The following is a 26,430-nucleotide window of genomic DNA, read 5'->3' as shown; positions in this document are numbered from 1 at the left end:
ATTAGTCTTCGTACGTGAACTCCACAGGAATAACGAGAAGACCCAGTTCATTCACTTTATATTTTTCAAGGGCCTCTTGAATGGAAGATACATACGTGACAATTAACGTTCCTGTCAAAACCGTTTCATGTTCATCCCATAATTTAATGCAACCATCTTGGATAATATGCGAATCCATTTTGTCTTCATACACATAGATTGCAGTCGGCGTAAAATGAAGAATGACTGGGTATTTTTCATCGCTGAAATTGTCTATTTCATACTGATTGTTGCTGTAGGGATTTCTGTTTTTCTTAAATAACACGAGATTCACTCCTTTTATAAGGATGTCTTATTCTTAATACGAATGGAAAGGAAAATAGATTCACCAGAACGACATTTGGATTAAAGCATAAAAAAAGGCTGAGCAACTAAGTGCCCAACCTCTTTCATGCGGAATATTCTTTTTTAGTCCTGATCAAACCAGAGCAGTTCTTTGTCGTTCTCGTCACCATTATAATTGATTAGAATTTCTTCTCCGGCTTTTATATCCGTATAAGCATAAAAATCAAATGTATGTTTTTCAAAACTGATTTCATACGTTGCATTCGGCTCATAGGAATGATTGAAAAGCATCCCATATCCAAGTAAGATCGCGGTATGATTGATCCCGTATTCAAATGCATAATCAGCCAATAGGGTTTGCTCAATAAGTTCATGTTGTTCGTTCGGATAGGCAATAACGGGCGCCTCGTGTAACATCGTCCCTTTTTTAATATCACATGTGGCAAACACGCCCCTGTTAAATTCCCCATCACTCACTGAAGATGTTTTTACTTCTATCATGTTGACTCACCCACTCACTTGTAAAATATACTTTCTAACTATAACATGAATCTACTCATTGAGGTTCTTTTTTGCGCACAGGACTTCTCTCATAATTTTCCACCAAATAATGCACTTATGAACTGTTTTCAGAACAGTTCTTTTTGCTAATTAATAAACTGCTACAATAATTTGGTAAAGCTATTTACAAAGGAGCGAAAGTATATGAATATGAGGCGAATGATGAGCGGCAGCATATTGGCGGCAGTTCTCGTCCTTGGTGCTTGTGGACAAGAGAAGGAAAAGGAAGAAGAAGTCGCTGCTGCAGAACAACCTGAAAATGAAGCAGAAGAGCAAAATAATGAAGATGAGAATATTGAGGTAGAAAAAACCGAAGAAATAGAAGACGAAGAAGAAGCTGGCACTGCTGAAAAGACACAGAGTGAATCCGGCGAAAACATTAATCCAACAATAGAAGAAGAAACGGGCGGCGACGTCGAGGTCGTCTACACGAATCCAAACCCTGGCCTGACACATGCTTATTCGGATAAAGTAACGATTTCGATCGAAGAATACCAAATTGTCCACGTCTCAAATATGAACGAATCGGCCAAATATAATTTCGATGATGAAGAAGAAGGATATGTCATTACGTTCAAACTCGGATTTGAAAACAAATTAGATGAAGATGTATTTTACAACGCCAGCACAATGATGCTTTCCGATGACGGCACGGAAAACTTATATATGAAAATCGGCCTCGTTGATAGGGAAGATTGGCTGAAAGGCGATAAAGACAACGCCGGACGCCAATACGCTCCTGGTAAATATACTGGGTTGCAATCTTACACAATGACGAAAGCACAGTATGAACGGTTGAGTGCCCCGACATATACATTCGACATTCCTACACTGGAAGACGATTTTAATAAACGGATCGGGAAAGAAGCCATTTTCAAAGTTCCATTCAATGAAAAAGGCGCTGAAAAAGCATCGAAAAGCGCTGCACTTTATGCAGATAAAATGGTGACAGACACGATTGCAGATAAAGAACTATTTTTCTCAAAAGAAGATATAAATGAAACACAGAAAATTGATGAAGTGACCATTACACTTGAAGGCGTTCAATATGCTGATATTACGCCGACAACTGCGAATGAAGGCCGATTCGTCAATTTCGGTGAAGGACCGCTCGTTGCATTGACAGCAAAATTCCAAGTGAAGAACGACAGTAAGGAAGCGATTACGAAATTATTGATCGAAAAACGATTAATCTTGGACCAAAACCGCGGCACTATGTCATCTCAAGGAATGTTGGAACCGACGCAATATGGCGACTTGCAGCCTGGGGAATCAGAGGAAATTTTAGCCGTCTACCTTTTCCGTAAAGACGAATTTGGTCTTTATAAAGAATTGAAGCTTCAATTCGGGCCATTAAAGGACAGCAACGCGAAAAAATTATTCAAAGAAAAATCGGTGACGTTCGACTTACCGATGAAATAATGAAAAGCGACATCCAGCAGGCTAAACCGACTGGATGTCGCTTTTTTCTATTCACGTATAACATCAATAAAATGCTTCAAGATCCTTGCGGTCATTCCCCAAATCGTGTAAGAGTTATACTCGAAAAACCATTCTTCCACAGAACGCGCTCTCCATTGGTAGTTCTCACCATTCCTGATTTTCTCGTATGGAAAGTTCGAACAAGGCGATAAATCCACTTGAACTTCATGCATATACGGCTCGTGCTCAAGCAGCCATTGAAGCGGCACGGTAAATACTTCTTCGACCTCGTTTTTATTGTAGGAACGAATGATTTCCTTATAATCTATAATTCCTGCGAACGGATAGACGACAAATGACGGAGAAGCAATGTACGGACTTAATGGCCCTAGCACTTCGACAGTTTCAGGGTTCACCCCAAGCTCTTCATGCGTTTCCCGCAATGCTGCGAAAAGAGGAGATTCGTCTGTGGGATCGATCCGGCCGCCAGGAAAACAAATATCACCGGGCTGCCTTCTCATTGTAGACGCTCGGACTTCGAACAACACAGACCATTCCCCTTCCACTTGGACGAGTGGGATCAAAATGGACGAACGGAAAGCCGTCGTCTCACCGATGAATAACTTATCATTAATAAGCAACTGTTCCTTCCATTTTTCCTCATTCATAATTTCACCCCACCTTCCTCAGCATGCAAGCCTCTGCTAGTTCTCTCACCATTATACCAATGAAAGAGGCTCCGTTAGAAGTGGGACGAATTGCTTGTAGCAGTATGCGTCATACTCACTCCACTACCAATGAAGGATGAGGATCAATTCACAACAGACGCCTTCTTCAGTTTTGTTTTGAAAATGGATGCCGATTCCATCAGGTGTGAATTTTGTTTCGAATGAAGTGGTGATCCCTGCTGTCGTAATCATCTCATCTACTTTTTTCTGGTTGGACGCTTGTGCGGTCATCATCAATTCATTCCTGAATGTATCGGATTCCGTAATTTTGGTGACGAGTAAGTTAGCTTGTTTCATCAAATCCATAGATTGCTTTGCAGAATTCCGGAAATGATTTGTGTTAACGGCGGGATACGAATTCTTTCCTGTAGGCATTGCGATCATATTGCCCATAATGGCCGGGGGAGAAATGTGTCGGACACTTGGCGGATACGCTGCATGGACGAGGTAAGGGTTATACCAATAATACATTGGATTTGCCTCCTTTGTTACGGTCCTTACAGTATATGTTGAATGAAAACCCTGGTGTCGCTATTGAACAATTCTTTCCAAATGCATAATACGTTTCCACTATCTCATACACTCTAATAGTGCGATTGGAAAGAAGGGAGTAGGAGAACTGGCGGGCTTGGAGTTACTTCTCATTGACACATTCACATGGAATTTTCCGATGCTCATTGTCCTTGCCTGTATGGCTGTCATTTATATGTCTGCTGTCCACCGATTTGCCAAAACGGAAATAACTCACCTGCAGATCCTCTCTTTTGTTGGAGGCTATGCATTGCTAGTGTTCACTGTCGCCAGTCCATTTGCAGTCGTCAGTCATGTATCATTCAGTTTGCATATGGTACAAATGAGCATTCTTTTCTTTTTTATTCCTCCGCTCCTCATGTTAGGCATACCTGAGCAACTGCTTCAACTTCCACAACGTTTACAGATCCCCAGATGGCTAAAGAATATTTACGTTCCTTCAAACATTGCCCTCTATACATTTGCGGTACTCTTCCTTCTCTATCACATCCCTGTTATCCTGACATTTCTTATCGGTCATCCAGCTTTTAAAAGCATCTATTTACTCCTCTTGTTCGCCCTTTCATTCAGCATGTGGAGACCGATTGCATCGCCCGATCCATTGCTGCGTATATGTACTTGTAAAATGAAACGATATGCCTTCATTAGTGGAATTGCGATTACGCCGGCCTGTCTTTTATTTATCGGTTCCGCTTTCTTGGAGAATACGAGCAATCCATTCTTATCCCAATTGGCTGTACACCTTTGTGCGCCGGACTTATCAGAAACGTTTCAAAGTATATTACCTTGGCCATTCAACTCAAAATACGACCAAATGCTATCAGGTATTCTTATGATGGGCCTGCATAAGTTCAGTTTGGTAATGGCTATTCGGCTTGAGCGTAAAGTATCTGAACGCTTCTATGAAGAATTGGAGAGATGTGCACATGAAAAAACGAAAAGGAAGCCCATCAATGACAGATAGGCTTCCTTTTTCGTTAAAACACTTTCGCTTGCTTGAGCATGAAGGTACGCAACACTTCCGCCCCCTCCATTAGCTGTTCCATCGATGTATATTCTTCCGGATTATGGCTGATTCCGCCTTTTGATGGAACAAAAATCATTCCCGTCGGACAGAGCGTCGCCATATTCATGGAATCATGTCCCGCACCGCTCGGCATGTCGAGCCACGACACTCCTCTTTCTTCACAAACCCCTTTTAATTCAACAACGATTGTGCCATCCATCTTTACTGGTTCTTCTCTCGACATCTCATCCATCCAAATGTCCAAGCTGCGCGCTTTCGCTACTTCATTGACAGCATTTTCAAGTGCGTCAACTACCCGTTTTCGTGATTCACGGCTCGTTCCTCGAATGTCGACGTACAAATCTGCTGCGCCCGGCACGACATTCATCGCACCTGGCTGCACAGAAAATACACCTACCGTGCCCACTGTTCCGTGCTCAAGCTCCGCGAGTGCCGCCCGTTCAACTGCAAGTGCAATTTCCGCCCCGCCCAGTAAAGCATCATGACGGTAATCCATTGGCGTCGTTCCTGAATGATCTGCTGTCCCGCCGACGTGCACGTGAAAGCGGATCGGTGCAGCAATGGCTGACACGACACCAATTGCCGCTTCTTGCCTTTCGAGCACCGGTCCCTGTTCAACATGCAGCTCGACAAATGCTTTGAATTCATCCGGAAAGCGCTCAGCCAAGTGGACTTCTTCCAAGTCAAGGTCGTTCTCCCTAAATGCCTGCATAAGCGTAATGCCGTTTTTGTCAGTAAGCGACCGCGTATATACGGGGTCTAAACAGCCTGTCATCGCTTTGCTTCCTAAAGTCGAAGCACCGAAACGAGCGGATTCCTCGCAAGCGAATATGATCACCTCAAGCGGATGCCTGGTTTCCACTCCCTCATCCGCGAGAGAACGCATGACTTCAAGTGCAACAAGGACTCCCGCCGTTCCGTCAAATTCACCCGCAGCATAGACGGAGTCAATATGTGAGCCTGTCGCGACAACCGGTAAATCGGGAGACCTTCCCTCCCGACGCGCAATGACATTTCCCGCATAGTCGGTGCGTACCGTCAATCCAGCATGTTCAAATTGCTCCATTAATAAATTTCGTGCATTTCGTTCGGTGTCTGTGTAAGCGAGCCGATTGATACCCTCTCCCTCATCTGTAAATCTTGCAAGCTCGTCAAATGACTTACGCAAACGATCCAGCTTCACGGTACTTCCCCCTTTCATGTAATGGCCAGTTTGTAGTTCTATAAGTTAATTATAGCACTTTACTTGAAGGGAATTAAAATCATGCCGGATGGCCGGCTGCTCCTAGCGACAATACAAAAAAAGGAACCCATGCCACTCTCGCACGGGTTCCCCTTTGTCTATTTAATTACCGGATAAAACGGCAACCTGTATTATTCACCAACAATATACCCATCCCTCATCGTAATAATCCGGTCTGAATAAGGAAGCATCTCTTCGTCATGAGTGACCATCAACGTTGTCAGATTCAACGTTTTTGTAAGTTCTCGAAGCAATTCCATTACATCCTTTGAACGTTTCGTATCGAGGCTTGCGGTCGGCTCATCGGCGAATAATATTTTCGGCTGATGAATAATTGCTCGGGCTATGGCGATCCGCTGCCGTTCCCCTCCTGATAATGAAGCCGGATAGGCATCTTTCCGATGATTCATCTCGACTAGCTTCAATATCTTCTCAACTTCTTTCACCTGTTCCCGCTTGCTTAGCTTTGATTCGGAAACATCGAGCATTAACAACAGCTGCTCCTCCACTGTCAAAAACGGAACTAGATGGGACGATTGAAAGACGAATCCGAATTCTGTCGCCCGTACTTCGCGGATTTCCTCCTGGGACATCTTCGTCATATCTTTCGTTTCAAATAGAATCTTCCCATTCGACGCTTTTTGCAGTCCCGCCGCAATCGTCAGGATTGTCGACTTGCCGGAACCCGACGGACCGACAAGCGCTGTAATCTCCCCTTCCTTCAAGGTGAGATTGACACCTTTCAAAATCTGTTCCTCCACTTCACCATTCGTAAACGACTTCGTGACATCTTCTATAAGAAAGTTCGCCATCTTACATCTCTCCTTGTTGAATCGCTTGAAGCGGTTCAATTTTTTTAATTTGGAAGCCTGAAATCGTCGCCCCGATAAAACCGACAACGAGGAATACAGCCGATAACATCATTACTGTATCAATCGTCAAGTGGAACGGCATTCCCGCCGGCGCCAATACATTGAACAATTGGCTAAGCCCCACGCTAAGCGCAAGAGCGACAATTGTAATGACCATCATTTGCATCCAAATCATTCTGAACAAAGCAATCGTCTTCATACCAATCGCTTTTAAGATACCGTACAATCCGATTTTCTGGACGTTCATCATATAGAAGAAAATCGCGAACAGCATGCCGCTAATGACGACGAGGAACCAGATGATCATGTTAAGCGACATTTGTTCTGCACTGTAGCTCGGAATGGCATTCAAAAATGATTTATTCGAGAACGACTCGAGACCACTGAACGAAGGAGCGTCCTTACCAGGGATGAAAATCGCCTGCATTTCCATGACACGGTAAATCTCCTGATAGTTATTCATGTTGATATAAGCTACCGGCGCGTGGCTGTATTTCTTTTTGTCTACAAATCCCTTAACGATGAATTCACCGCTGAACTGATTGTTTGTCAACACATCACCGACTGCGATGCCTTCGTCCTGGAGAGAACTGTCCAAAATGATTTCACCTTCTTGTACCGATTCAAATGCATCTGACTCGGTCGACGTGACAAACGCAACGCTATGCTGCTTATCCTCCGCGTCATTGACAAATCCCATTTGAACTGAAAAGGCAGCTGCACCCGGATTCTCTTCTACAATCTGTTCTTGCAGATCAGATTCTATTTTCGATAGGTTGTACGTCTGCTTCGCCTCGTCATTCAAGTAAAATTGACCGGCCGGCATATCCTTAATAAGCGCCGCATTATCTTGCGACAAGCCATTTGCCAAACCCGAAATAATAAACGTCAAAAAGCTGACGAGGAAAATGATCGATCCGAGAATTAAAAACTTCGCTTTGTTCTTCTTCATTTCTTTCCATGCTATGTTCATCAAAATCGCCTCCGTAATTCGTTATACCGTTATAATAAACGCCCAACATGAACGGAACATGAACATAATTTAATTGCTTTTTGCGTATATATTGTATATAGTGTTTATATACACAACTAACAGTAAAGGAGGGCCGGTATGCATATTTTAATTTCCAATAGCTCAAAGGAGCCTATTTATAATCAAATCAAAGATCAAATCAAAAAAATGGTTTTATCCGGAGAATTAAAAGAAGGCGATGTCCTCCCTTCCATGCGGCAGCTTGCAAAGGATTTACATATAAGCGTCATTACGACGAAACGGGCGTATGAGGAGTTGGAGAAAGAGGGATACATTTATTCCATCATCGGTAAAGGCTCTTTTATCGCGGAACAAAATATGGAAATGATCAAAGAAAAGAAATTGACCGCCATTGAGGAAAAGCTGACCGAAGTAATTGCCAATAGCAAAGAGATTGGGTTATCGCTGAAAGAACTGAAAGAATGGATGACGATTTTATATGAGGAGTGATTGATGTGGAACATGTAATCGAGCTGAAAAATGTTAATAAATCTTTCGATCGGTTTCAAGTGTCCGATGTGTCGTTGGCGTTTAAAAAAGGTTTCGTTACTGGCATCATCGGTTCGAATGGAGCAGGAAAGTCCACCATCATCAAAATGATGTTGAACTTGCAACAGCCTGATTCCGGAGATGTTCGCGTATTCGGAATGGACTATTCATCTAGCGAGAAAAACATTAAAGATCGAATCGGCTTTATTTTTAGCGAGGATGTTCTCTATGATGAACTAACGTTACACGACCAGAGGAAAATCATCGCACCATGCTATCGGCAATGGGATGACGCCTTGTTCCATCAGTATTGCGAGATGTTTGAACTCCCTCTTAAGCAAAAAATGAAATCTTTTTCAAAAGGAATGAAAATGAAAGCGACCCTTGCCATTGCGCTTTCTCACCATGCAGACTTATTCATCATGGACGAACCGACAGCTGGCCTCGACCCGGTCTTTCGAAGAGAGTTTCTGGAAATTATGCAAGACATCATGTTGGATGGTAATAAAACAATCATCTTATCTACCCATATCATGAGCGACTTATCGTCCATTGCAGATTATATTACGTACGTTGAAAAGGGGAAAATTGTTTTCTCTAAGGAAATGCATGACATTGAAGAGAATTATGCCCTTGTGCGCGGTGGAATTGAGCTGCTCGACAGCGATACGGAACAGTATTTCCTCTCTGTAAAAAAGACGGGTGCTGGTTTCGAGGCACTTACATCAGATGCTGTTGCAGTGGAAATGTTGTTTGGTGCGAATGTCGTCATCGAAAAAGCGAGTTTAGAAGACATTATGTATTACTCACAAGGAGGGAAGACTGTTGCTGCAGTTGATTAAAAAAGACTTATACATTCATAAATTGTCATGGCTCATCTATTTTGCAATGCTCGTCTTTTTCATGTATTTCAATAAAGACATATTTTTTGTCATCGCCCTTATGAGTGCCATCGTAACGATGTATTCCTTTTATTACGATGAACAGGCGAACGGGCATAAGTTATGGAATTCCTTGCCATTCACAAGGAGTGAAATTGTGAGTGCGCGATACTTTAGCTTGCTCGTTGTAACGCTAATCATGACAGTCGTTACTGTGACGGTTGAATTTGTATTGCACGGCGGATGGAACACCGTCCTATGGCAAGAATTGGTCGGCAGCTTTGTCTTATTGCTCATTTCAGGCAGCATCTTCTTTCCTCTATTCTACACATTCGCACAGAGAAATGCTGTTTTCATCCTAGTGATTCTTTCAATCCTTTTCGTTATCGCGGGTGTGCATGTACTTTATTACTCGTATATATGGTTAATTGAAAATACAATGATTGTCCAATCGATGGGCGAAGGATTATTTTGGAGCACGGCAACCGCAGTCTCTCTAGTCTCGTATGGAATTTCATGGGGACTGTCGATAAAAATCTACAAAGCGAAGGAGCTTTTATAATGCATGGGGCGGAAAACCCGAAGAGGTCGGCACGGCCATTCTTTAGCAGCAACATTGCTAAATGGCTGCTTCACCTTACAGCTTTTGTCGTCTTTCAAATCCTTTTCTTGTTAACTGACGGCTCTCGGTTTTGGAATATCCTAAATTTAAATAAAGCAGGAGAGAAAGTCGTAGCTTTTCTTCATCCTTTTTTCAATCAGTTTCTAATCTATTCGAGTGAACATCTAAACTATGTGACAGCTGTTTGGGGAGTGGTTGTCGTTGTAGACGGGATTTTCAAGTTTGTAATGTGGCTGAAAAGTCAGCGAGCAGATCATGCCCGATAGCAAGATTGAATGATGGACTTTCCCCTCCTTCTTTTACGAATGAAGTTTAAGATTCTATGAGGCGGTTATAGATAGGACGTAAGCATAACACAGAAAACAAGGAGGAAATCGATCATGGCTAACAACAAAAACAAGAACAACAATGGTAAAATGTCACTTGAAGAAGCTGGACGCAAAGGCGGAGAAGAAACAGCAAAAACACATGGACATGAGTTCTATGAGGAAATTGGCCGTAAAGGTGGCGAGGCACGTGCCCGTCAGAACGATGAACTCAAGAACAATAATAAAAAGAATAACTAACCATTGATATAGTAGGCAGGCAAATGCAGCTTCATGCGTTTGCCTGCCTATTTGTTTGCATGCCTTCCGAAATACGTTCTTTTCCATGCGACATAAATCAAAAAACCGCCCTAGGAAAAATCCTGTGACGGTACAGTAATTGCACGATATAATCAGCTTGGCAGTGAACGACGGGCCAACACAAGAATCCCATAACTATTTCTACAAGATTTGAAAGAGCCTTGATCGTTGAGCATTAATCTTTAAACTATATAGAACTTTAAGTTGTAAGGTTTAGAGCTTTGAATGCTAAGGTTTGAGCTTTTTCTCTGCGATTGATTAACTATCAGTTAGTTGTAGTCGGTTTTCTATTTCACCCAAAGAAAATCCGAAAAGAAGGGTCTTGTGGTTGTCGTTTTCAATTACTCATGCAATAAAATCATATAGTGATTTTCGTAATAGCATTGGATTCGGATAGGACTGCATCCACTTCCGCTTTAAAGTTGGAGATCCGCTCATCCCATTCCTCAATCCGCTTGTCGAGTTTTAACGGGTCAATCAGGATATACTCATTCCGGTCCATAAATGATTTTGTGTGCAGTTCAACTTCTTCTTTTTTCGCATGTTCTTTATTTCCTAGAATTGCGGTTAAATAGTCTTCCAGTCGAGAAGGAAGCGATTCGTTTTCCATCGTCAGTTTATTGATGGCCATTCGGCGTTTTCCTACCATCATGGAAAGCAATTTTTCTTCATTCGCAATGGATGACTTTCGCTCAATCGCTTTGGCAACCGTCATCGTCTCTCCAGCAACCACTACTTCTGTGATTGCATTCGATTGGACAATCGCGTCTTTCAGTCGATTGCGCCTTTCGATTAACGATACCGCTTTGTCAAATCCGGCTTGGATCATCTTTTCATAGTCTTCAATAGATAGGCCATTGATTTTCTGTGCAGATTTTCGATCGGTTGCGATAAAATCCGCCTCCTGGATTGCTTTCGGAATACGGTCATTTAATGTTTTCAGCTCGGACAGCGCACGGTGAATCGACATCGTTTGAGTGGTAGTCATCACATTTCCTCCAATCGCTTTGTTCCATTCTACCATTATACATAAACGGGAGAAAGAAACGTGTTATCCCTGGATCACCGTTCAATCCAAAATCTGCGAACGACATTGCCATGCGGCTCTATAAAACATTCATCCTCCACGCCGCCATTATTTACAATAACCGCTGCTGATCCGACATTATCCTCATTGCAAGTGACTAATACAGAGCGGATGCCTAACTGGTCTGTCATGTTCAATGCTTCGGACAGCAAATACGTCGCATGTCCTTTTCGCCGCTCGGTAGGACGGATCCCAAAGCCGATATGCCCATCGACTTGACGCAAATAGTCGTTCAAGCTATGCCGGATGTTGACCATCCCAACGATCCGTTCGTCGCCATCGACAAAGAAATAATTCGTATTTGGCACACGATTACCAAGACCCGCTTCCTTTGCCGCAAGGTCTTCCAAATATGTTTCGTAAGGAATGTCCTCTTTCAAATGAAAACTGCTCGGAGTCATTCGTTCTTCATCCCATTCCTTCATATATGCGATATGCTCCGTTTCCCATTTCAAAGAAGGTCTTTCGAGACGCATATACACTCCCCCAATCCATATGTTCTTTTACCATTATACTTCACTATTCCGTCATTAATGGAATTATTTGTACGTGACATCCGTAATGACTCTTATGAAGCGTCTACTATTTCATTCATGCTCGTGATCCTCGATTTGCTCCTTCAAGATATTTAAAAGAAGGAAATTATCGACATCGGATTCTTGCTTGCAACCTTCCAGCGTATAGATGAACAATTGCTGTCCTTCCTCTGACACGAGATCCGTACAGGATAGGTTCATTTTACGAGGGTTGTCTCCCCGCTCTTTATTTTTCGACCGATCGATTTCCAAATCGAAAACGGAGCCATCGAATGATAAGTTGTACAAGGTCGGATTTCCATCAAGTGTGTAATTGGCAATCCGAACGGCAGCTGTATCTTCCGCTTCAACACTTTCCAAGAATTGTTCAAATCGGTCAAAATTGAAAATGGGGCCGTTCATATTGATAACATCTCCATTTTTGACGGCTTTCTCACTGTCATACGAACAAGCGGTTAATAGGCAAAATCCAAGCAACAAAAAGAAATATAATTTTTTCGGCATATAATCCCCCCACTGACGTATTCATGCTTCGCCTACACTATATGCGCCAACCGAGCCGATTATCACGTCACTTATTTTCTGATGTATTTCGATAGGTCGAAGGACACGAAATGACGGTAAACCATGAGAAGTAACCGATAAAAGTTGAAAAGTGATCGATAACTTTTGCGGACTCTTCAATTGACTATTTATTGCAGTCCCCACTCCCTCTTTGTACAATGAAGATGAGAGGAACGATCGTGTAATGGGCATATTTGGAGATTGCAACAATACCCTCCTGCCGGTTCAAAGTGAAAAAGAGATGAGGAGGACAAGTTATAATGGATGAACGGATACAAGCAATTGCCGATAGAGCGCGGATTGAATTCGGCCTTGAAAATTACCATCTGGCAAGGCATGTAATTTTTCAGAAACGTAACGGCAAAGATTATGAATTAAATATGGAATGGTTTCCGAATGATTATGACGGCCCTCATGATGAGGACATAAATCCTGATGGCACCGCTAGCATTGATTACAACATCCAACAGGGACGTTTTCAAAGTGTGATTTTCACGATGGGGACAACCTATTCAACCGCCCATCCTTTTAAAGAAAAGACGATCGAGGAAGCGGCCGCTTGGTTGGAAAGACAAACAGGCTTGACGTATGAGCAGGATTTCTTCGTGGAGCAGGCGAGTGAAAATGGATTCCAATTCGTATCCCGCGTGGATGGCGTACGTCTTTCGCCAAGCTTACAATTGAATGTTGAATTCGATGATGATGGGAAGCTACTGACATATTCCACATATGGCGAGATACCAGATGTAAAGCTCGTGGAAAAACAGAAATTCAAGCTGACTCTCGAAGAAATCGAGCCGATCGTCAAGGCTCATCTTACACGTATCAACATCCCTTCCGAAGCGAAGGAGAAGTTCATACCGGTCTATGCGATTGATGAAGTCTATGTAACAGCGGACGGAAAACGTTGCATACCGTTCCTTCTTGATGAACGGATGACTCAGGTGGATCATCTAATGGAATGGGATGAGCCATTGGATGGAAAAATTGAAAAGCAATTCATTAACTTCTCAGAAGAAGTGAGTGTGGATGAAGCTTTCCACACAGATAAACAAGACAATCGAGATTTGACGGACGCACAAATCGGTGAATGCGTGAAACTCGTCCATGATGCACTGCGGATAGAGTATCCTGACGATAGCGGCAAGTGGAGGTTGAAAGAACTTCGCACCGCGTATTCACATATTGAGGCATTCTGTTACGCCGATGATTCCGGGAATACACTTTTCCGGCCAAAGCTTGTCGTCATTATCAACAGGGAATCAATGACCGTCATCAATACGATCGACAATGAAGCAATGTTCGACGTATTCGATTCATTCACCCCAGCGCCCGAACCGCGCATTGATCATGAAACAGCCTTTGAAAAGATGATTCCTTACATCACTTTAGATCCGGTCTATGTGTATGATAGGGATTTAAAGAAATATATTCTATGCGGGCTGCTCGACTCTGAGCAAGCTGTCGACGCTGTCACAGGTGACATCTTAGAACTACGGGATCTATAGGACAAAAGAAAAACAGCCTGGGCGGCTGTTTTTCTATTCCTTATTTGACATAGTAATTCCGCAGTCCGACTTGGATGTCTTCCACATCCGAATCATGCATGAAGAATAAGGCTTTATGAACTTTTCCGTCGCTGCCTGTCATCGTGATCGTATTGTTTTGAATCTTATACTTACCTTTTTCCTCTTTGCCGGAATGGCTCGTATGTGTCGAAGGATTACTGTTCGCTGCAAAACTGCCGATGCTAATCCCCGATAGCTCGAACGTTCCATTTTTGCTAAGGGTTAGTTTATATGTCCAGGAATTAGCGGCAGGAGTGACGCCGATTAAGCCTGAATAGCCCATAAATGTATACGTATTATTGAATGTCGTTCCTTTCGGGACTGGCTCCACCTTTGTTAGTGCAATGCTGTTTATTTCAAGGAAACCATTTTTCGTCTTTTTGATTGGCATGGATTTACCGTTGCTCAGCTTCAGTTGTCCCTTGCTAATCGAATAGCTCAGACATTTTTCCTTTTTACAATCAATCGTTTCCGGTCCTCCATTTGCTGGTGGGCCAATCAAAACCTTTTTATTCGGCAAGAATGTGTACATATCCCAGCACATGCCCCCACATTCATATCCGCCGAAGTCGCTCCGGAATCCCACATACATCCCGTTTAATTTACCTAAATCGACAGGAGTCTTTGGTTTTTTTGTTACTTTCGGCTTTGCATCCTCTTTCTTCTTCGCAGCCTCTTCCTTCGCTTTCGCAGCCAAATATTCTTTGACCTGCTTATCCAACTCTGCTTTATTAATGTTATTATCTTTCATGAATTTCGTTGTCAGAATAGAAACTTCGGCGACATAAGGATCCCAGTAAACGATAGCCCCTGTCGCATCCCCAACTAAATGCAATGGTACTTGTAACGCCCCGTCAATGTTTTCAGCAGGAGCTTCAAGCGTAACTGTCTTGCCATTTACTTTCGCCGTCTTTTCCCCGACTATTAACGTGATCGTTCTTTCATTGTCTTTCACCGTCAGCAGTTGTTTCTTCGGCTCCCATACGATTTTCATCCCTAACGACTCAAATACAGCCCGTGCCGGAACAAAAGTCGTCCCATTCTTAACCTTCGCCGGAGTTTTCGTATTCAACTCACCAGTATTCAAAAAGATTTTAATGATGGAATCCGACGAGCTTGCAGAAGCTTTCGATTGTTGTATCCCTATTCCAATGACCAAAATTGCAGCAAAACATATAACCAAGCGCATCATCCGAACAGCCAATTATAGTCTCCTCTCTTAATGACATTGAATAAGTAGTATATGTGTACTCAAAACATTTGATAGTTATGAACGTCTATTTCATCAACATGTGAAATCATCATCGAAACTATAATTCTATCGTACAAATAAAACATATCTTTTTCAACCGAAAACACATAATAATTTAAATAATTATAACATTAGGTGGACTCAAGTGTGGAACATACTGCCATTTAAGCAATCCTTCCAAAAAATCCAGCTCCATTGGTGTCATATGCATAAAATAGAAAATAGACTTGTAACAATGAGTGCCATGCGAACGAAGGAGATGGAAAATATGAAAAGGAATTTAGGGAAATGGGAGCAAAATGTATTATTACGGCAACACCCTTTAGTCGCAAAATATATTCCGGAAACGACTGTGTACAGCGAGAAAAATTTGGATGATTTATTGAACCGTCATCAGTCTGTCTACGTTAAACATGATACAACAGGACAAGGCAGGGCAATCGTTAATATCCGTAAAGATCATAGCGGAAACTACAACGTGAATGGTTTTACAATTCAAGGAAAACCAATACGAAAAACGGTATCAAGAGTTGAGGAAATTCAGCAGATCCTTCATCCTTTTATAAAATTCGATAGAAAAAGCGGTCTCTATATTATTCAAGAAGATATCCAAACGCATACCCTAAATGGACAGCCTTTTTCAATTCGGGTTCATGTTCAAAAACTGAAAAATAATTGGGTGATCGGCGGGATGTTTGCAACGCGCGGCACTGCTAAAGTCAGTCCAAAGATAGAAAGTGGAATTGTGAATCCGTATCGGAATGGAAAAGTCGTGACCATTTCCGAAGTATTATCACAAACAAAAGTTGAAAATACTCGAATGGAAACAATCAAGAAGATGGAAGAGATCGCAATCGCGGCAGCAAAGGCCGTGCATTCCGTTTTGCCGTGCAGAGAATACGGCATTGACTTCGGGGTCAATCAAGAGGGCATACCTATTTTATTCGAAGTGAATCTGACGCCGGGTATCGACGAATTTGCGCTCATTGAGGAGAAAGCAATTTGGAAACGGATTGTTGAGAATCGAAAGATGCAAGGTGAATTTGATAACGTTAAACGATATGATCGTTGAATTAAGCATCTATACTGATTTGCCTCCCCCGAAATCACTTACTGCCAAGGAGAATACATTCGAAGACAAAACATGCAGCGGCGCCTACTCAAAGACGCCGCTTCTAATCAATGTAAAGTCGATATTAACATTTACTTTCATTTCCTTGTACATTTCACGCCACTTCTCTTCTGTAAGTTCAGAATTACGTACAGAGCTTCTGTAATATTCCCCATAACCAAAAACATCTGAACCGATTTCTTGGCAATAAGCAATTACCCTTGAAATCTCGCTCTTCAGTTTCTTACTGATAGCTTTTTCAAGTTCTTCTGCGCTCTTAGCATCTCCGATATTAATGTTGTCTTTGATTTCCAGTATCCTTGCTTGAATTGAAATATTCATGTCGAATTCAGGTTGTTTTAAATCAACTAGCTTCAAATTTCTGTGCGTTTTAATCGGATCAAATACTAAACTAATTTCATCAGGAGGATCCTTTAGTAACGTAGATGATAACTCATCGCCTTTAACTTTCAGTTCATGTGTTCCATTGTGATAATCATCTCGGCTTAGCTTCACGTAAAAACTGTCATCCACTAAAAGCGTACCTACCATTTTATCTTTTTTAAACAAAGCGATTCCGGAAATATCGACCAACTCCTCATCTCGTTTTATGATGGGCAGCGCAATATCCCTTCCCACGGCATAATAATCATAAGATACTTCGTGAAGCGTGGAAGAAATCACCTGCTCACTTTTAATGTTTTGATCAAGCAGCTTATGAATATGCTGACCAATTTCATCAATACTTGGGTATTCGTACTCAAGTAACGATTTCGTATCACCCTCAACGACCGCCAAAAGCATTCCTTCACTTATAGCAGGGTTTTTTAATGAGGTATCAATGGAATGACCAATGCCTTTCTTGGCAAACTCATCACCGAATAAAACACCCCTCAATTGTCCGGACTCTAATTTCTCAGCTGCCCTGCGATTGACTTTCGCACGTGTACCTTGAATTGTGGCATTTTCAGCGGTAATAATTGAAACTTTACTTTGCAATTCCGTACCCACTTGTCGAATAATCGCTGTACTCTCCACTCCATCCTCTTTCGCCAAATCATAACCAACCAACGTTGTTAACCCTACTTCTTCAAGGATTTTAGTTTCTGCACACCCGCCTAAACCAACACTGACAACTAATAGGACTACAAAAAAATAAAACTGCTTCAATCTACTTGCTCCTTACGTGATTTAAATTTCTTTTTCACCGTAGCAAAGAAGTATAAGATGATCGGATAAATAAAAATGATATAAAACGCTAATTGACCAAAGTAATCATTAAACGTATTGATTTGAAATCGGGTCTTAAATGTTAAACTTACAAGGAAGATAATGGACGAAAATATCCAAACAAACTTTTTTGCACTTATGTTTACTAGGCGGCGAGTGCCTCGAAAAGCAGACCATATAAATAAGCAAAGATTCGGTAAAATAATCAACATCCAAAAACAAACTGCTATATATTCAAATCTTTCAATAAACGGAAATTCAACAATACTAAATAATGACAAAGTAGCCCAGATGGTCTTAGTTAATTGTTCCCCACTAAAGTAAGTTAGGGTAACCAACATGATAGAGAGGTAAATTATACTCGTCGCGAATAATCCAAGATGAATATGTTTTTTTGCATTCTCTTTGTCCTTTACAAAAGGATAAATTACATAAAGTATTTCAAATCCGATAATCGTAAAACTCATGGATTTTAATCCTTTTAGTAACTCACCTAAATTAGCCTCTAAAATGGGAAGAAGATTTCGCGGCTCCATGTACTTCATCGGAAAGGCTATCATCGGGAAAAGCCCTATCGAAAGCACTACACTGAAAAAAGTCATGCCTACAATAACCCGCAGACCACCCGTAAACGTATAAATAATAATAAGCAGCAAGGAAGCCGCAAGGAACCATGTACCCAAATCAGGAAAAACCCATGATTGAACGACATCAATATAGTTCCTTAAAACGGCAAAAAACGAAACAGAACTATACAAAATGTAAATGATATTAAAAAAGTTCCCTATCCATTTACCGAATATATCTTGATGAATACCGTATAAGTCATTTGAACCGTATATTTCCAATGTTTTAAGCATGAATATTGCAATGATATGCGTGGCAAGTCCTGCAAGTATTACAGAAATCCACGCATCATGTTTGGCGTCCTGATACACAATCCGTTGAAACCCTTGTATCCCGATTCCGATTTGAGCAGCATGAATGATGAAAAATAGTAGAAAGGCATTGATCGTATCACTAGGTCGAATTTGGAGGGACTTTTTCACTCATTTCACCTTCTGTTCATTTTTCTCCGGATTTACCGGTTCAGGCTTATATTTGTCTTCATCCTCCGGTCTCGTATTTGTTGGTCTTTTAAATGTAAACGGCAAAGGTAATCTGACAATACTATCCCGCCAATCAATCAGTCGCGGTGGGTAAAAAGGGGCCATGTACGGCGAACCCAAACTTGTTTGGCGTAAAAGGTGGACAAGGATAAAACAAAACCCTAACATAATGCCGTAAAATCCCCAGAGTCCCGCCAATAGTATTAGTGGAAAGCGAATGATTCTGATGACGTTACCCATCATATAACTTGGCGTTGTGAAAGACGATAATGCCCCTAAGGCGACAATTATAATTAAGATATTACTTGTGATTCCTGCTTGTACAGCCGCCGTTCCAATGACGATACCACCAACAATACCAATGGTTTGCCCAACCTTTGTCGGCAATCTGACTCCCGCTTCTCTAAGCAACTCAATAATAAGTTCTATAAGCAGTGCCTCTAATAACGGAGGGAACGGAACCAATGCCCTTGATTCACTCAGTGGGACTAAGAGCGTTTGCGGAATGACTTCATAATGAAATGTTAATGCTGCTACATATAAAGGAGTTAAAAACACAGATAGCACGACTGCACCGAATCTTAATAACCGAAGAAATGTAGCCGTCTGCCACCGTAGATTTTGATCCTCCTGGCTTTGGAAGAACTCAATAAATGAGTGTGGAGAAATGATTGCAAGGGCACTTCCATCCACAATGACTGCTATTTTCCCGTTCAATATTTCAGCGCTAACCTTATCCGGTCTTTCTGTTAGTAACATTTGCGGAAAAATCGATAACGAGTTATCGTCTATCAATTGTTCGAGAATTGAGCTATCCAATACCGAATCGATTTGAAGATCAGCAATTCTTTGTCGCAACGTAGTTACCATTTGGTCGGAAGCGACGTCTTTAATGTATAACATGGCTATCGATGTTTTCGATTGCTTGCCTACTTCCAAGTCTTCCTTGCAAAGGCTTGGATTTTTTATATACCTGCGAATCAACGAAACATTCCTTGACAGGCTTTCATTAAACGCGATTTGCGCACCAATTACTTGCGACTCATTTTCCGGCGCCGATACTTGCCGCGACTCAGGAGTTGGAATCAATGCCAATACAACTTGCGCATACCCTTCAACATGAATAAGTACACACCCATCCATCATCGCTTCCACGGACTCTCTGTTTTTTTGAGCGAATTTCACCTGCGGAACGGATAGAATCGATACTATATTCTCCGGAGATTCAATTGGCTGCTCCAACAACTCCTCAAGAATATGTTTATTTAATGTAACGGTATCCACTAAGTTATCTATATAAATGAGCGTAAGGTTCGGAGGTATTGGTTTAACAACTAAATCAGCTGTATGATGAACAGCATCACTCACCATCCGAATAAAATCAGCCCCTACTGTTGGTACTGAAACTGCTTCCCCTGCATCTTCACTATCCATAGATGCCTGGTTTTCATTGGAAGATGACTTGGATTTCCTTTTAAACATTACACGCACCCCCATGGCAAACTTTGTTAACAGAATTGACTTCTAAAAGACAATCTAAACATTTACTTTGAAGTACGGGATGACTGTATGAAAAAGTGGGGGTAGAATGAGAACTTTTTGCGGGGGAATGAGAACTTAGTGCGGCAGAATGAGAACTCTTTGAGGATGAATGAGAAATCAATGCGGTATGATGGAGTAAAAAAATACCTGCCACCAACACATTTTAAAATCGTGTTGGTGGCAGGCATCTTTTAACATTCCCTGCCAATTGTAACTAGGTTACGCCGGTAGATTCAATTGCCAGGATACACCGAACTTATCGACCAGCCATCCAAATTTCTTGCTGAACCCATAGTTATTGATAGGCATGAGTGCTGTGCCGTTATCCATCATTTTCTCATAAAGACTGTCGATTTCCTCTTCAGTATCACACGTAAGATAGATGGAAAACGACGGAGTAAACGTAAATCCATGGTCAATATCGCTATCTATACACATGAACTCCTGCCCTTTTAACGAAAAAACTGCCTGCATAACCGTACCTTCTGTACCGGGACCGTCCGCGCCGTAACGAGCAATGCTTTTAATTTCCGAATCCTCGACGAGCGATGTGTAGTAGTTCATAGCTTCTTCTGCAATACCGCCTTGGAACATTAGAAATGGTGTTACTTTTTTCATTATTAACTTCCCTTCCTTCAATTAAATGTACTTGTTGATTCCTTAATTAAACAAGTATATCATCTCAGCATTACCCAGCCACGTATCTTCTGAATCGCATGTAACATAAAACAATTGCTACAAGCTCTATCATACCTAAAACGCCTCGGTAAAATTTGCAATAGCAAATTCCCGATTCACGACTTTATGAATATCGACATTGGTACACTCTCAGTAAATTCTAGCTTTAATATTACTATTATTATCATTTTATTTATAATAAGCGTTGACTTGAATGGATTTCATTAAACTCAAAAAGCAGGCATGTATCACTGGCACGCCTGCTTTTTTATGTAATGTTATATCTAATAATAAAACAATACTCTCTACCATGCATAGCTCGTCCTTATATAAGCGGTTGGTTGACAACTTTTTCTGAACGGCTGCCAACCTGGTTCCCATACCCCTTCTGCATTATTCTTCGATCTCCCAACGATCTGAACTCGCATTCCGCTTCATATGAAACACTTTTCCTGCTACGCCTTCTCGCCCATATTCGTAACGGATTTCAACTTCATTGTCAGAAATAGGAGCTGTTTTTCGATACGATGCTTCTAAGAACAGTTCGCCCAACCTGCTCAGTTGTGAGAACAGGGGCGTTTCTGGCAAATTATCGAAGCCCAACAGATCGTCATACAAATACAAATCAAAGTATTGCTCCGGTGTATAGTCATCCGCCAGCTGGCCGGACAAATAATCGATATACATCGAATCGGTGCGCTCTTCCGTTGCTACGCCTACTACTTGCCCGTAAATTTTATGCACAGGTGTAATCGTTGCCCCTTGCACCGTTTCACTTGCCGGGAAATGGTTCAATAGTAAATATTCACGCGCATTCAACAGCTGGTCGTAGCCTCCTAAAATTGTGACTCCCTCTTTTTTGTAACGGTCTGCAAGTTCAGACTGCAACGGTTTGCCGTTTATTTTCAGCTTGCCGTTTTTCAGAACGACCCGATCCCCCGGAACCGCAATCACCTCGTAATAGGCATCCATATACGTTGGTAAATGGCTTGTCGTATTTGTCATCGTCCGTACAATGTCACCCGCCTCATATACAACCTCATCGAATAAATTTGCTTTACGTTCAATGACCGTATGGTAAGTATCCGAACTCCCTTTCAATGAGAACTGATCTTTATCGACATAATGCAGACCATCGACTTCGTCAAAATGGGGAAGCTCCGCAAATCCTTCGTAGTCAACAGCTGACAATTGCTTCTTTTTCTGCAGTGCCGAGATTTGCGCCAAATCATCCAACGGATCGTAAGGAGTGCCTGGCCCCTGATCGGCAGAAAGTAAATTCACAGGGTCAATCGCGAGAAAAAGAACGAGTGCTACGACTGGAAGCGCCGCCGTGACAAACAGTACTTGCCAAGAAAACTTTCTTGCCGGCTTTTGTAAACGTTCACGCACATGATGTTTGATCCGCCTTTCCTGCAGTGTTGTATCGCCCATCATTTGATCGAGCTTTCGTTTGAAATCACTCAATTGCTCTCCACCTCCTCTTCATCAAAAAATTCCTTGAGCTGCTGTTTTGCCCTTCGAAGCCTCGTTTTCACCGTATTTTCATTCAAATCCAGATAAGCTGCTATTTCTGTGATCGATTGCTCGTCATAATAAAACAAGATCAAAGGTTCACGATACTTTAATGGAAGCTGAAACAGATTCTTTTCCAGCGAGGCTAGTCGTTCTTGCTCCAGCAAGACTTCATCTGCCCCTTTATCCGAAACGAAAATTGTATCGAACAGCACATCTTTTTTATGCTTCCACGAGCGCAAATAATCCTTTGCCCGATTGGCTGTCATTTTCGTTAAATAGGTCTTCAACGACGCCTCATTGCGAAACTGATCACTCTTTTGGAAATATGTCACAAATACTTCTTGTACAATATCCTCTGCGGTTGACCAGTTCTTCACATATAAATAAGCGATGCGCACTAAATAACGCGAATGCTCATCTATCACTTCATTAATACTACTCATTCACAACCCTCACCCTCTTCTACGGCCACGTCATGTCCCCCTCTACATACGCAACGAATTCCTCAAATGACTTTTTTTCAGTCATCCCATATCGGCACACTTCATAATTTGATATCTTTCGATTCGCATACCCTTCGGTCGTCGTAAAGCCGATCAACAGCCCTGCCTCTTTCGCTGCTGTGATGAAATCTTCATTATAATGCCCATAAGGATACGCGATTGAAACCGCTGCCGGCACTTGAGCGATATTTTGCTGTAAATCCAAAAGGATCTCTTCTTTTGTATGATCAAACACAACCCCCGTACCCGTATCCTCATTCAATGAATGCAATTCATACGTATGGGCCTCAAATTGGAAAACATCATTCAACTCCTCTATATCTGCAGCGGTGAAAAATTGCAAAGGACCTTCCGCATCAAATAGCTGTGATCCCTCTGCCCGCCCTGTCCGTGAAGAAATGATATGCTGAAGCACCGTAAACCCATATTGCTTTAAAATGGGATACGCATATTCCTTCGTCGATAATAATCCATCATCGAACGTAATGAGCACCGCTTTGTTCGGTACGACAAGACGCCCTTCCAAATAATCATAAAGCTCATGTGCTGTCAACGTCTTGAAATAATGATCTGCCAAGTATTCCATCTGCTGTTCAAAAGACTCCAAAGAAATCGTGCTATTCATCGTCTGCATCAAATCGAGCGGCAACACCTGATGATACACAAGCACCGGCAAACCCGCATCCATTGTAACAGATCGTTTAAGAATATATCCCGGCCGCTCCCCTATCGTAAGGATATACCAATCCCCTTCCTCCCGTACAATCGGATAACGATAGCCTTCCTTCAATTCCATTATAATGTTGCTCTCAATAGTATCTTCTTCGTAAACTGCGGTTTTGTCCAACGCCTGAACAGCGGCGAACCGCTCCGTACGTAGTACTGTCGACAGCCTCTTCTTTTCGACTGTTCCCTGCCCCTTCCGGACATAAGCAGCCATATTTCCAAGCCGCAACTCATAATACACCTCATCCTCACCTGTAATCGCAACCGGCTGATTCGCTGCTAACTCGCCAATCTGCGTCAAAGCAGCTCCCTTCATATAAATCGGCTGTCGTTCCTGCAATGTCAGCACCCGCTCAAATTCCTTCTTCGCGACAAAACGCTCTGGACTTTGCGCAAACACCCTTCCTTGCTTTTCAATTAAAACCCATATCACACCAACACTTATGATCAATACAATCAAGCCGACAACTACCGGCAATTTACTAGTAATCTTCCTCATACCTGTACCTCCACTGTCAATTAAGCAACGTACAGACGGAGATTTACAGTAAAAGTTTCATAGGTTTTTGAGAAAGTTATTTGTCTCACCAATCTAGCCAACTGCAGACAACTTAGAGTTCGAAAACTATTGGGTCCAAGATCATGAAATGACAATAACTTCTGGGAAATGAACGATAAAATCCGTCGTTAATAAAAGAAGGGGGAGAATAAAGAAAAGTGAAACATTTACTGCTCATCATTCGTATAATAGCTAACTGAAAATACGAATAGACGGGGTGAGGGGATGATGAAAAGAAATTCTCGTTGGAAGACTGGGGTAGCCATATGTTTAAGTGTAATCTGTCTTATCTGTACAGGTTGTTCGAAGACCAATGAACAAGATCACATCAAGGAAACAGTCAAAAAGGTTGTCGAATTGCAAATGAATGCGCCCAATGAAAAAGCAATCTTTACGAATTATTTCTCGGATGATGAAGAAAAATTCGAGGAGAAATACGCTCAATACATGGCGTATTTAGAGGAAACGTACGGACCTTATTTTACGGATAGCACGTTCGAGCTATACACTCGAACGAATGAGTTCGATATATTCCATACGGCAGCCGACAGATACGACTATCAATTGATAGTAAATGATGTCAGCGTGGAGCAAAACGAAGTGACACCTACGAATTATAACTTCACGGTCAATCTTGATTATGTAGATAAAGATGGGGAGAAAACGGCAATCGAAGTAACAGGTGTTGCCATTATGCGCGACGATAAAATCGCAAAACTGTCATACCTCGGCGACAAACAATTGTTGAGAAGCTTGCTTAGCGGTGGCCTGGAATGATGAATACTTCCATATTTAAAAATGAGGAACCTATCAAAGTTTAATTTGATTGGGTTCCCCATTTTTATCTAGATATGTTGAATTAAAGTATTCGAACCTGGATTTCCACTTCAGGCGGACGCTTTCCGCGGGCACGGCTTCAGCCTCCTCATTTCGCCGCCTTCCGTTTCAATCCTAGATTAAATCTGAAACATTTTAATTCATTTTATCTAGATAGATTCAGTCACATACACTAGTTTACTTATTATCTCGTTTCCTAGCACGAGCTTCGCCGCCTTTGCGACCTGCTTCTTCCTTGCTCATCTTGCCATCATTGTCATCGTCATCACGTTGGTTGGCGCGAGCTTCCCCACCTTTTTTACCAATTTCTTCGTAAAACTCTCTTCCATGAGATTCAGAAGTAGCTTCTCCGCCTTTTTTACCAATCTCTTCATAGAAATCTCTGCCATGCGTTTCAGCAGTAGCTTCTCCACCTTTACGTCCTGCCTCTTCCACTGTCATTTTACCTTCATCTGATTGATTACGATTATTGTTATTATTATTAGCCAATTTCTATTCCTCCTTTTGTTTTATGGTTACATCTATGTACTTCCCTAGTGATTTTATTTAAAACATCCTATTGTTTGAACAGAAAGACCGTCCAATGCGCTAACATTAGGCGGTCTTTCATAACAAAAAAGTATTAAATTCATTACTTAAATCATCCGTACCTTTTCAAAACAATATCATCCACTATTCTTTAAATCGGTCTTCCAATTCCCTCTCAATCTCTTCATCACTCACCGGTACAATCTCTTCTTTAACCGCATACTTCTTTATAATCAATCGACCTACCTCCGACCGATCAATTCCGTCTTTTACTGCCGCAAAGATGACGATATACAAAATGAATAAGCTAACAAGCCACATTAAAATAACTCCCCATACTTCCACTTATCTACACCTCCTATTATTAATGACCATTTGACTTCATGTTGTGGTTTATTTTATGTATAATAAGAATATAATAAAAGAGAGAAGCGCAAGCCTGCTTCTCTCTGCAACCTCAACCGTCAGGATGTTGGTTGTCAAAATATGTTGTTTTCTTCGATAACCACCCTTTAGCTTGCGACGGCCTAGGGTGGTTTTCTTGTTTTCTAGTACATGTATTCTAAAAAGATACGCACTTACTGCACGCACCATCCCCTTCAGAACTTCTCTTAGAAATTCAAGAAATGTTTCCATGATTATCACCTCCTTTCCTTAACGGAAAGAAGAGAGACAACCAACCACCCTAACAATATTCGGTTACACAATCATTTTATCATAGTT

Annotated in this window: 31 protein-coding genes; 10 read left to right on the top strand and 21 right to left on the bottom strand. The window is 41.7% G+C overall.

The genetic code is table 11. The annotated features are described in order from the left end of the window. Window position 1: 1 nt before the first annotated feature. Window positions 2-304: a hypothetical protein gene (locus tag SLU01_RS10580; RefSeq protein WP_147058091.1), complete on the bottom strand. Its 303-nt coding sequence runs from the start codon at window positions 302-304 to the stop codon at window positions 2-4. A gap of 143 nt (window positions 305-447) precedes the next feature. Further along, entirely contained in the window at window positions 448-825 is a 378-nt protein-coding gene (locus SLU01_RS10575) for an SET domain-containing protein (protein WP_147058089.1), read from the bottom strand. 204 nt (window positions 826-1,029) lie between these two features. Between SLU01_RS10575 and SLU01_RS10570 the strand changes: the two genes are divergently transcribed. After that, window positions 1,030-2,307, top strand: a complete 1,278-nt coding sequence (locus tag SLU01_RS10570; protein ID WP_147058087.1) for a DUF5068 domain-containing protein — start codon at window positions 1,030-1,032, stop codon at window positions 2,305-2,307. A 47-nt stretch (window positions 2,308-2,354) separates the two neighbouring features. On the opposite strand, the gene SLU01_RS10565 is transcribed toward SLU01_RS10570, so the two are convergent. Both SLU01_RS10565 and SLU01_RS10560 read right to left on the bottom strand, forming a co-directional pair. Further along, window positions 2,355-2,975, bottom strand: coding sequence for an NUDIX hydrolase (locus tag SLU01_RS10565; protein WP_147058085.1), 621 nt, complete (start codon window positions 2,973-2,975; stop codon window positions 2,355-2,357). 123 nt (window positions 2,976-3,098) lie between these two features. After that, window positions 3,099-3,506, bottom strand: a complete 408-nt coding sequence (locus SLU01_RS10560) for a YuzC family spore coat inner layer protein (protein WP_147058083.1) — start codon at window positions 3,504-3,506, stop codon at window positions 3,099-3,101. Window positions 3,507-3,663: 157 nt separating this feature from the next. On the opposite strand from SLU01_RS10560, the gene SLU01_RS10555 reads away from it, so the two are divergent. Next, entirely contained in the window at window positions 3,664-4,530 is an 867-nt protein-coding gene (locus SLU01_RS10555) for a cytochrome c oxidase assembly protein (protein ID WP_147058081.1), read from the top strand. Window positions 4,531-4,543: 13 nt separating this feature from the next. On the opposite strand, the gene SLU01_RS10550 is transcribed toward SLU01_RS10555, so the two are convergent. From SLU01_RS10550 to SLU01_RS10540, 3 genes are all read right to left on the bottom strand, one after another. Continuing rightward, a complete protein-coding gene (locus tag SLU01_RS10550) occupies window positions 4,544-5,776 on the bottom strand; it encodes a Zn-dependent hydrolase (RefSeq protein WP_246110958.1) in 1,233 nt (410 codons plus the stop codon). Window positions 5,777-5,967: 191 nt separating this feature from the next. Continuing rightward, window positions 5,968-6,648 carry an ABC transporter ATP-binding protein gene (locus SLU01_RS10545; protein WP_147058077.1) on the bottom strand — a complete coding sequence of 227 codons (681 nt, stop codon included), beginning with the start codon at window positions 6,646-6,648 and terminating at the stop codon, window positions 5,968-5,970. A gap of 1 nt (window position 6,649) precedes the next feature. Continuing rightward, entirely contained in the window at window positions 6,650-7,681 is a 1,032-nt protein-coding gene (locus SLU01_RS10540) for an ABC transporter permease (RefSeq protein WP_147058074.1), read from the bottom strand. Window positions 7,682-7,819: 138 nt separating this feature from the next. Between SLU01_RS10540 and SLU01_RS10535 the strand changes: the two genes are divergently transcribed. From SLU01_RS10535 to SLU01_RS10515, 5 genes are all read left to right on the top strand, one after another. After that, window positions 7,820-8,191: a GntR family transcriptional regulator gene (locus SLU01_RS10535; protein ID WP_147058072.1), complete on the top strand. Its 372-nt coding sequence runs from the start codon at window positions 7,820-7,822 to the stop codon at window positions 8,189-8,191. A 5-nt stretch (window positions 8,192-8,196) separates the two neighbouring features. After that, window positions 8,197-9,072, top strand: a complete 876-nt coding sequence (locus SLU01_RS10530) for an ABC transporter ATP-binding protein (protein WP_147058070.1) — start codon at window positions 8,197-8,199, stop codon at window positions 9,070-9,072. Beyond that, window positions 9,056-9,673, top strand: a complete 618-nt coding sequence (locus SLU01_RS10525; protein ID WP_170232673.1) for an ABC-2 transporter permease — start codon at window positions 9,056-9,058, stop codon at window positions 9,671-9,673. The genes SLU01_RS10530 and SLU01_RS10525 overlap by 17 nt, the downstream gene beginning before the upstream one ends. Beyond that, window positions 9,673-9,999, top strand: coding sequence for a YfzA family protein (locus SLU01_RS10520; protein WP_147058066.1), 327 nt, complete (start codon window positions 9,673-9,675; stop codon window positions 9,997-9,999). Before SLU01_RS10525 ends, SLU01_RS10520 begins: the two co-directional genes overlap by 1 nt. Before the next feature lie 114 nt (window positions 10,000-10,113). After that, window positions 10,114-10,299: a KGG domain-containing protein gene (locus SLU01_RS10515; RefSeq protein WP_147058064.1), complete on the top strand. Its 186-nt coding sequence runs from the start codon at window positions 10,114-10,116 to the stop codon at window positions 10,297-10,299. A gap of 418 nt (window positions 10,300-10,717) precedes the next feature. Here the strand turns inward: SLU01_RS10515 and SLU01_RS10510 are convergent, their stop codons facing one another. The 3 genes from SLU01_RS10510 to SLU01_RS10500 form a co-directional block, all read right to left on the bottom strand. Next, window positions 10,718-11,347, bottom strand: coding sequence for a hypothetical protein (locus SLU01_RS10510; protein ID WP_147058062.1), 630 nt, complete (start codon window positions 11,345-11,347; stop codon window positions 10,718-10,720). A 74-nt stretch (window positions 11,348-11,421) separates the two neighbouring features. Continuing rightward, window positions 11,422-11,922 carry a GNAT family N-acetyltransferase gene (locus SLU01_RS10505; protein ID WP_147058060.1) on the bottom strand — a complete coding sequence of 167 codons (501 nt, stop codon included), beginning with the start codon at window positions 11,920-11,922 and terminating at the stop codon, window positions 11,422-11,424. 111 nt (window positions 11,923-12,033) lie between these two features. Then, window positions 12,034-12,486: a DUF4362 domain-containing protein gene (locus SLU01_RS10500; protein WP_147058058.1), complete on the bottom strand. Its 453-nt coding sequence runs from the start codon at window positions 12,484-12,486 to the stop codon at window positions 12,034-12,036. Between the two features lie 320 nt (window positions 12,487-12,806). Here SLU01_RS10500 and SLU01_RS10495 point away from each other — a divergent pair, with 320 nt between their 5' ends. Continuing rightward, on the top strand, window positions 12,807-14,054 hold the full coding sequence (locus SLU01_RS10495; RefSeq protein WP_147058056.1) for a hypothetical protein: 1,248 nt from the start codon (window positions 12,807-12,809) through the stop codon (window positions 14,052-14,054). A 40-nt stretch (window positions 14,055-14,094) separates the two neighbouring features. Here the strand turns inward: SLU01_RS10495 and SLU01_RS10490 are convergent, their stop codons facing one another. After that, on the bottom strand, window positions 14,095-15,318 hold the full coding sequence (locus SLU01_RS10490) for a stalk domain-containing protein (RefSeq protein ID WP_147058054.1): 1,224 nt from the start codon (window positions 15,316-15,318) through the stop codon (window positions 14,095-14,097). A gap of 316 nt (window positions 15,319-15,634) precedes the next feature. On the opposite strand from SLU01_RS10490, the gene SLU01_RS10485 reads away from it, so the two are divergent. Beyond that, complete coding sequence (locus SLU01_RS10485) at window positions 15,635-16,438, top strand: YheC/YheD family protein (protein WP_170232672.1); 804 nt, start codon at window positions 15,635-15,637, stop codon at window positions 16,436-16,438. An 84-nt stretch (window positions 16,439-16,522) separates the two neighbouring features. Here SLU01_RS10485 and SLU01_RS10480 read toward each other — a convergent pair whose 3' ends face one another. The 7 genes from SLU01_RS10480 to SLU01_RS10450 all read right to left on the bottom strand — a co-directional run bounded on the left by SLU01_RS10480 (window position 16,523) and on the right by SLU01_RS10450 (window position 24,282). After that, complete coding sequence (locus SLU01_RS10480) at window positions 16,523-17,647, bottom strand: Ger(x)C family spore germination protein (RefSeq protein ID WP_147058050.1); 1,125 nt, start codon at window positions 17,645-17,647, stop codon at window positions 16,523-16,525. Continuing rightward, complete coding sequence (locus SLU01_RS10475; RefSeq protein WP_147058048.1) at window positions 17,644-18,756, bottom strand: GerAB/ArcD/ProY family transporter; 1,113 nt, start codon at window positions 18,754-18,756, stop codon at window positions 17,644-17,646. Before SLU01_RS10475 ends, SLU01_RS10480 begins: the two co-directional genes overlap by 4 nt. Beyond that, the gene (locus SLU01_RS10470; protein WP_147058046.1) at window positions 18,757-20,298 is read right to left on the bottom strand and encodes a spore germination protein; all 1,542 of its coding nucleotides are present in this window, start codon (window positions 20,296-20,298) and stop codon (window positions 18,757-18,759) included. Between the two features lie 279 nt (window positions 20,299-20,577). Continuing rightward, window positions 20,578-20,976: a VOC family protein gene (locus SLU01_RS10465; protein WP_147058044.1), complete on the bottom strand. Its 399-nt coding sequence runs from the start codon at window positions 20,974-20,976 to the stop codon at window positions 20,578-20,580. 453 nt (window positions 20,977-21,429) lie between these two features. Then, a complete protein-coding gene (locus SLU01_RS10460) occupies window positions 21,430-22,503 on the bottom strand; it encodes a S26 family signal peptidase (RefSeq protein WP_147058042.1) in 1,074 nt (357 codons plus the stop codon). Beyond that, window positions 22,500-22,997, bottom strand: a complete 498-nt coding sequence (locus SLU01_RS10455) for a sigma-70 family RNA polymerase sigma factor (protein WP_147058040.1) — start codon at window positions 22,995-22,997, stop codon at window positions 22,500-22,502. The genes SLU01_RS10460 and SLU01_RS10455 overlap by 4 nt, the downstream gene beginning before the upstream one ends. A gap of 19 nt (window positions 22,998-23,016) precedes the next feature. Then, the gene (locus SLU01_RS10450; RefSeq protein ID WP_147058038.1) at window positions 23,017-24,282 is read right to left on the bottom strand and encodes a polysaccharide deacetylase family protein; all 1,266 of its coding nucleotides are present in this window, start codon (window positions 24,280-24,282) and stop codon (window positions 23,017-23,019) included. Between the two features lie 285 nt (window positions 24,283-24,567). Here SLU01_RS10450 and SLU01_RS10445 point away from each other — a divergent pair, with 285 nt between their 5' ends. Next, the gene (locus SLU01_RS10445; RefSeq protein ID WP_147058036.1) at window positions 24,568-25,119 is read left to right on the top strand and encodes a hypothetical protein; all 552 of its coding nucleotides are present in this window, start codon (window positions 24,568-24,570) and stop codon (window positions 25,117-25,119) included. A gap of 237 nt (window positions 25,120-25,356) precedes the next feature. Here SLU01_RS10445 and SLU01_RS10440 read toward each other — a convergent pair whose 3' ends face one another. The 3 genes from SLU01_RS10440 to SLU01_RS10430 form a co-directional block, all read right to left on the bottom strand. Next, entirely contained in the window at window positions 25,357-25,620 is a 264-nt protein-coding gene (locus SLU01_RS10440; protein ID WP_147058187.1) for a KGG domain-containing protein, read from the bottom strand. Window positions 25,621-25,851: 231 nt separating this feature from the next. After that, on the bottom strand, window positions 25,852-26,052 hold the full coding sequence (locus tag SLU01_RS10435) for a hypothetical protein (protein WP_147058035.1): 201 nt from the start codon (window positions 26,050-26,052) through the stop codon (window positions 25,852-25,854). Window positions 26,053-26,100: 48 nt separating this feature from the next. Further along, window positions 26,101-26,343: a hypothetical protein gene (locus SLU01_RS10430; protein ID WP_147058033.1), complete on the bottom strand. Its 243-nt coding sequence runs from the start codon at window positions 26,341-26,343 to the stop codon at window positions 26,101-26,103. Between the last annotated feature and the right edge of the window lie 87 nt (window positions 26,344-26,430).

Source organism: Sporosarcina luteola (assembly GCF_007991495.1).
GTDB classification, from domain to species: domain Bacteria; phylum Bacillota; class Bacilli; order Bacillales_A; family Planococcaceae; genus Sporosarcina; species Sporosarcina luteola.
Note: the sequence above shows the minus strand (reverse complement) of the source record. Positions and strands in the feature narration are given on the sequence as shown.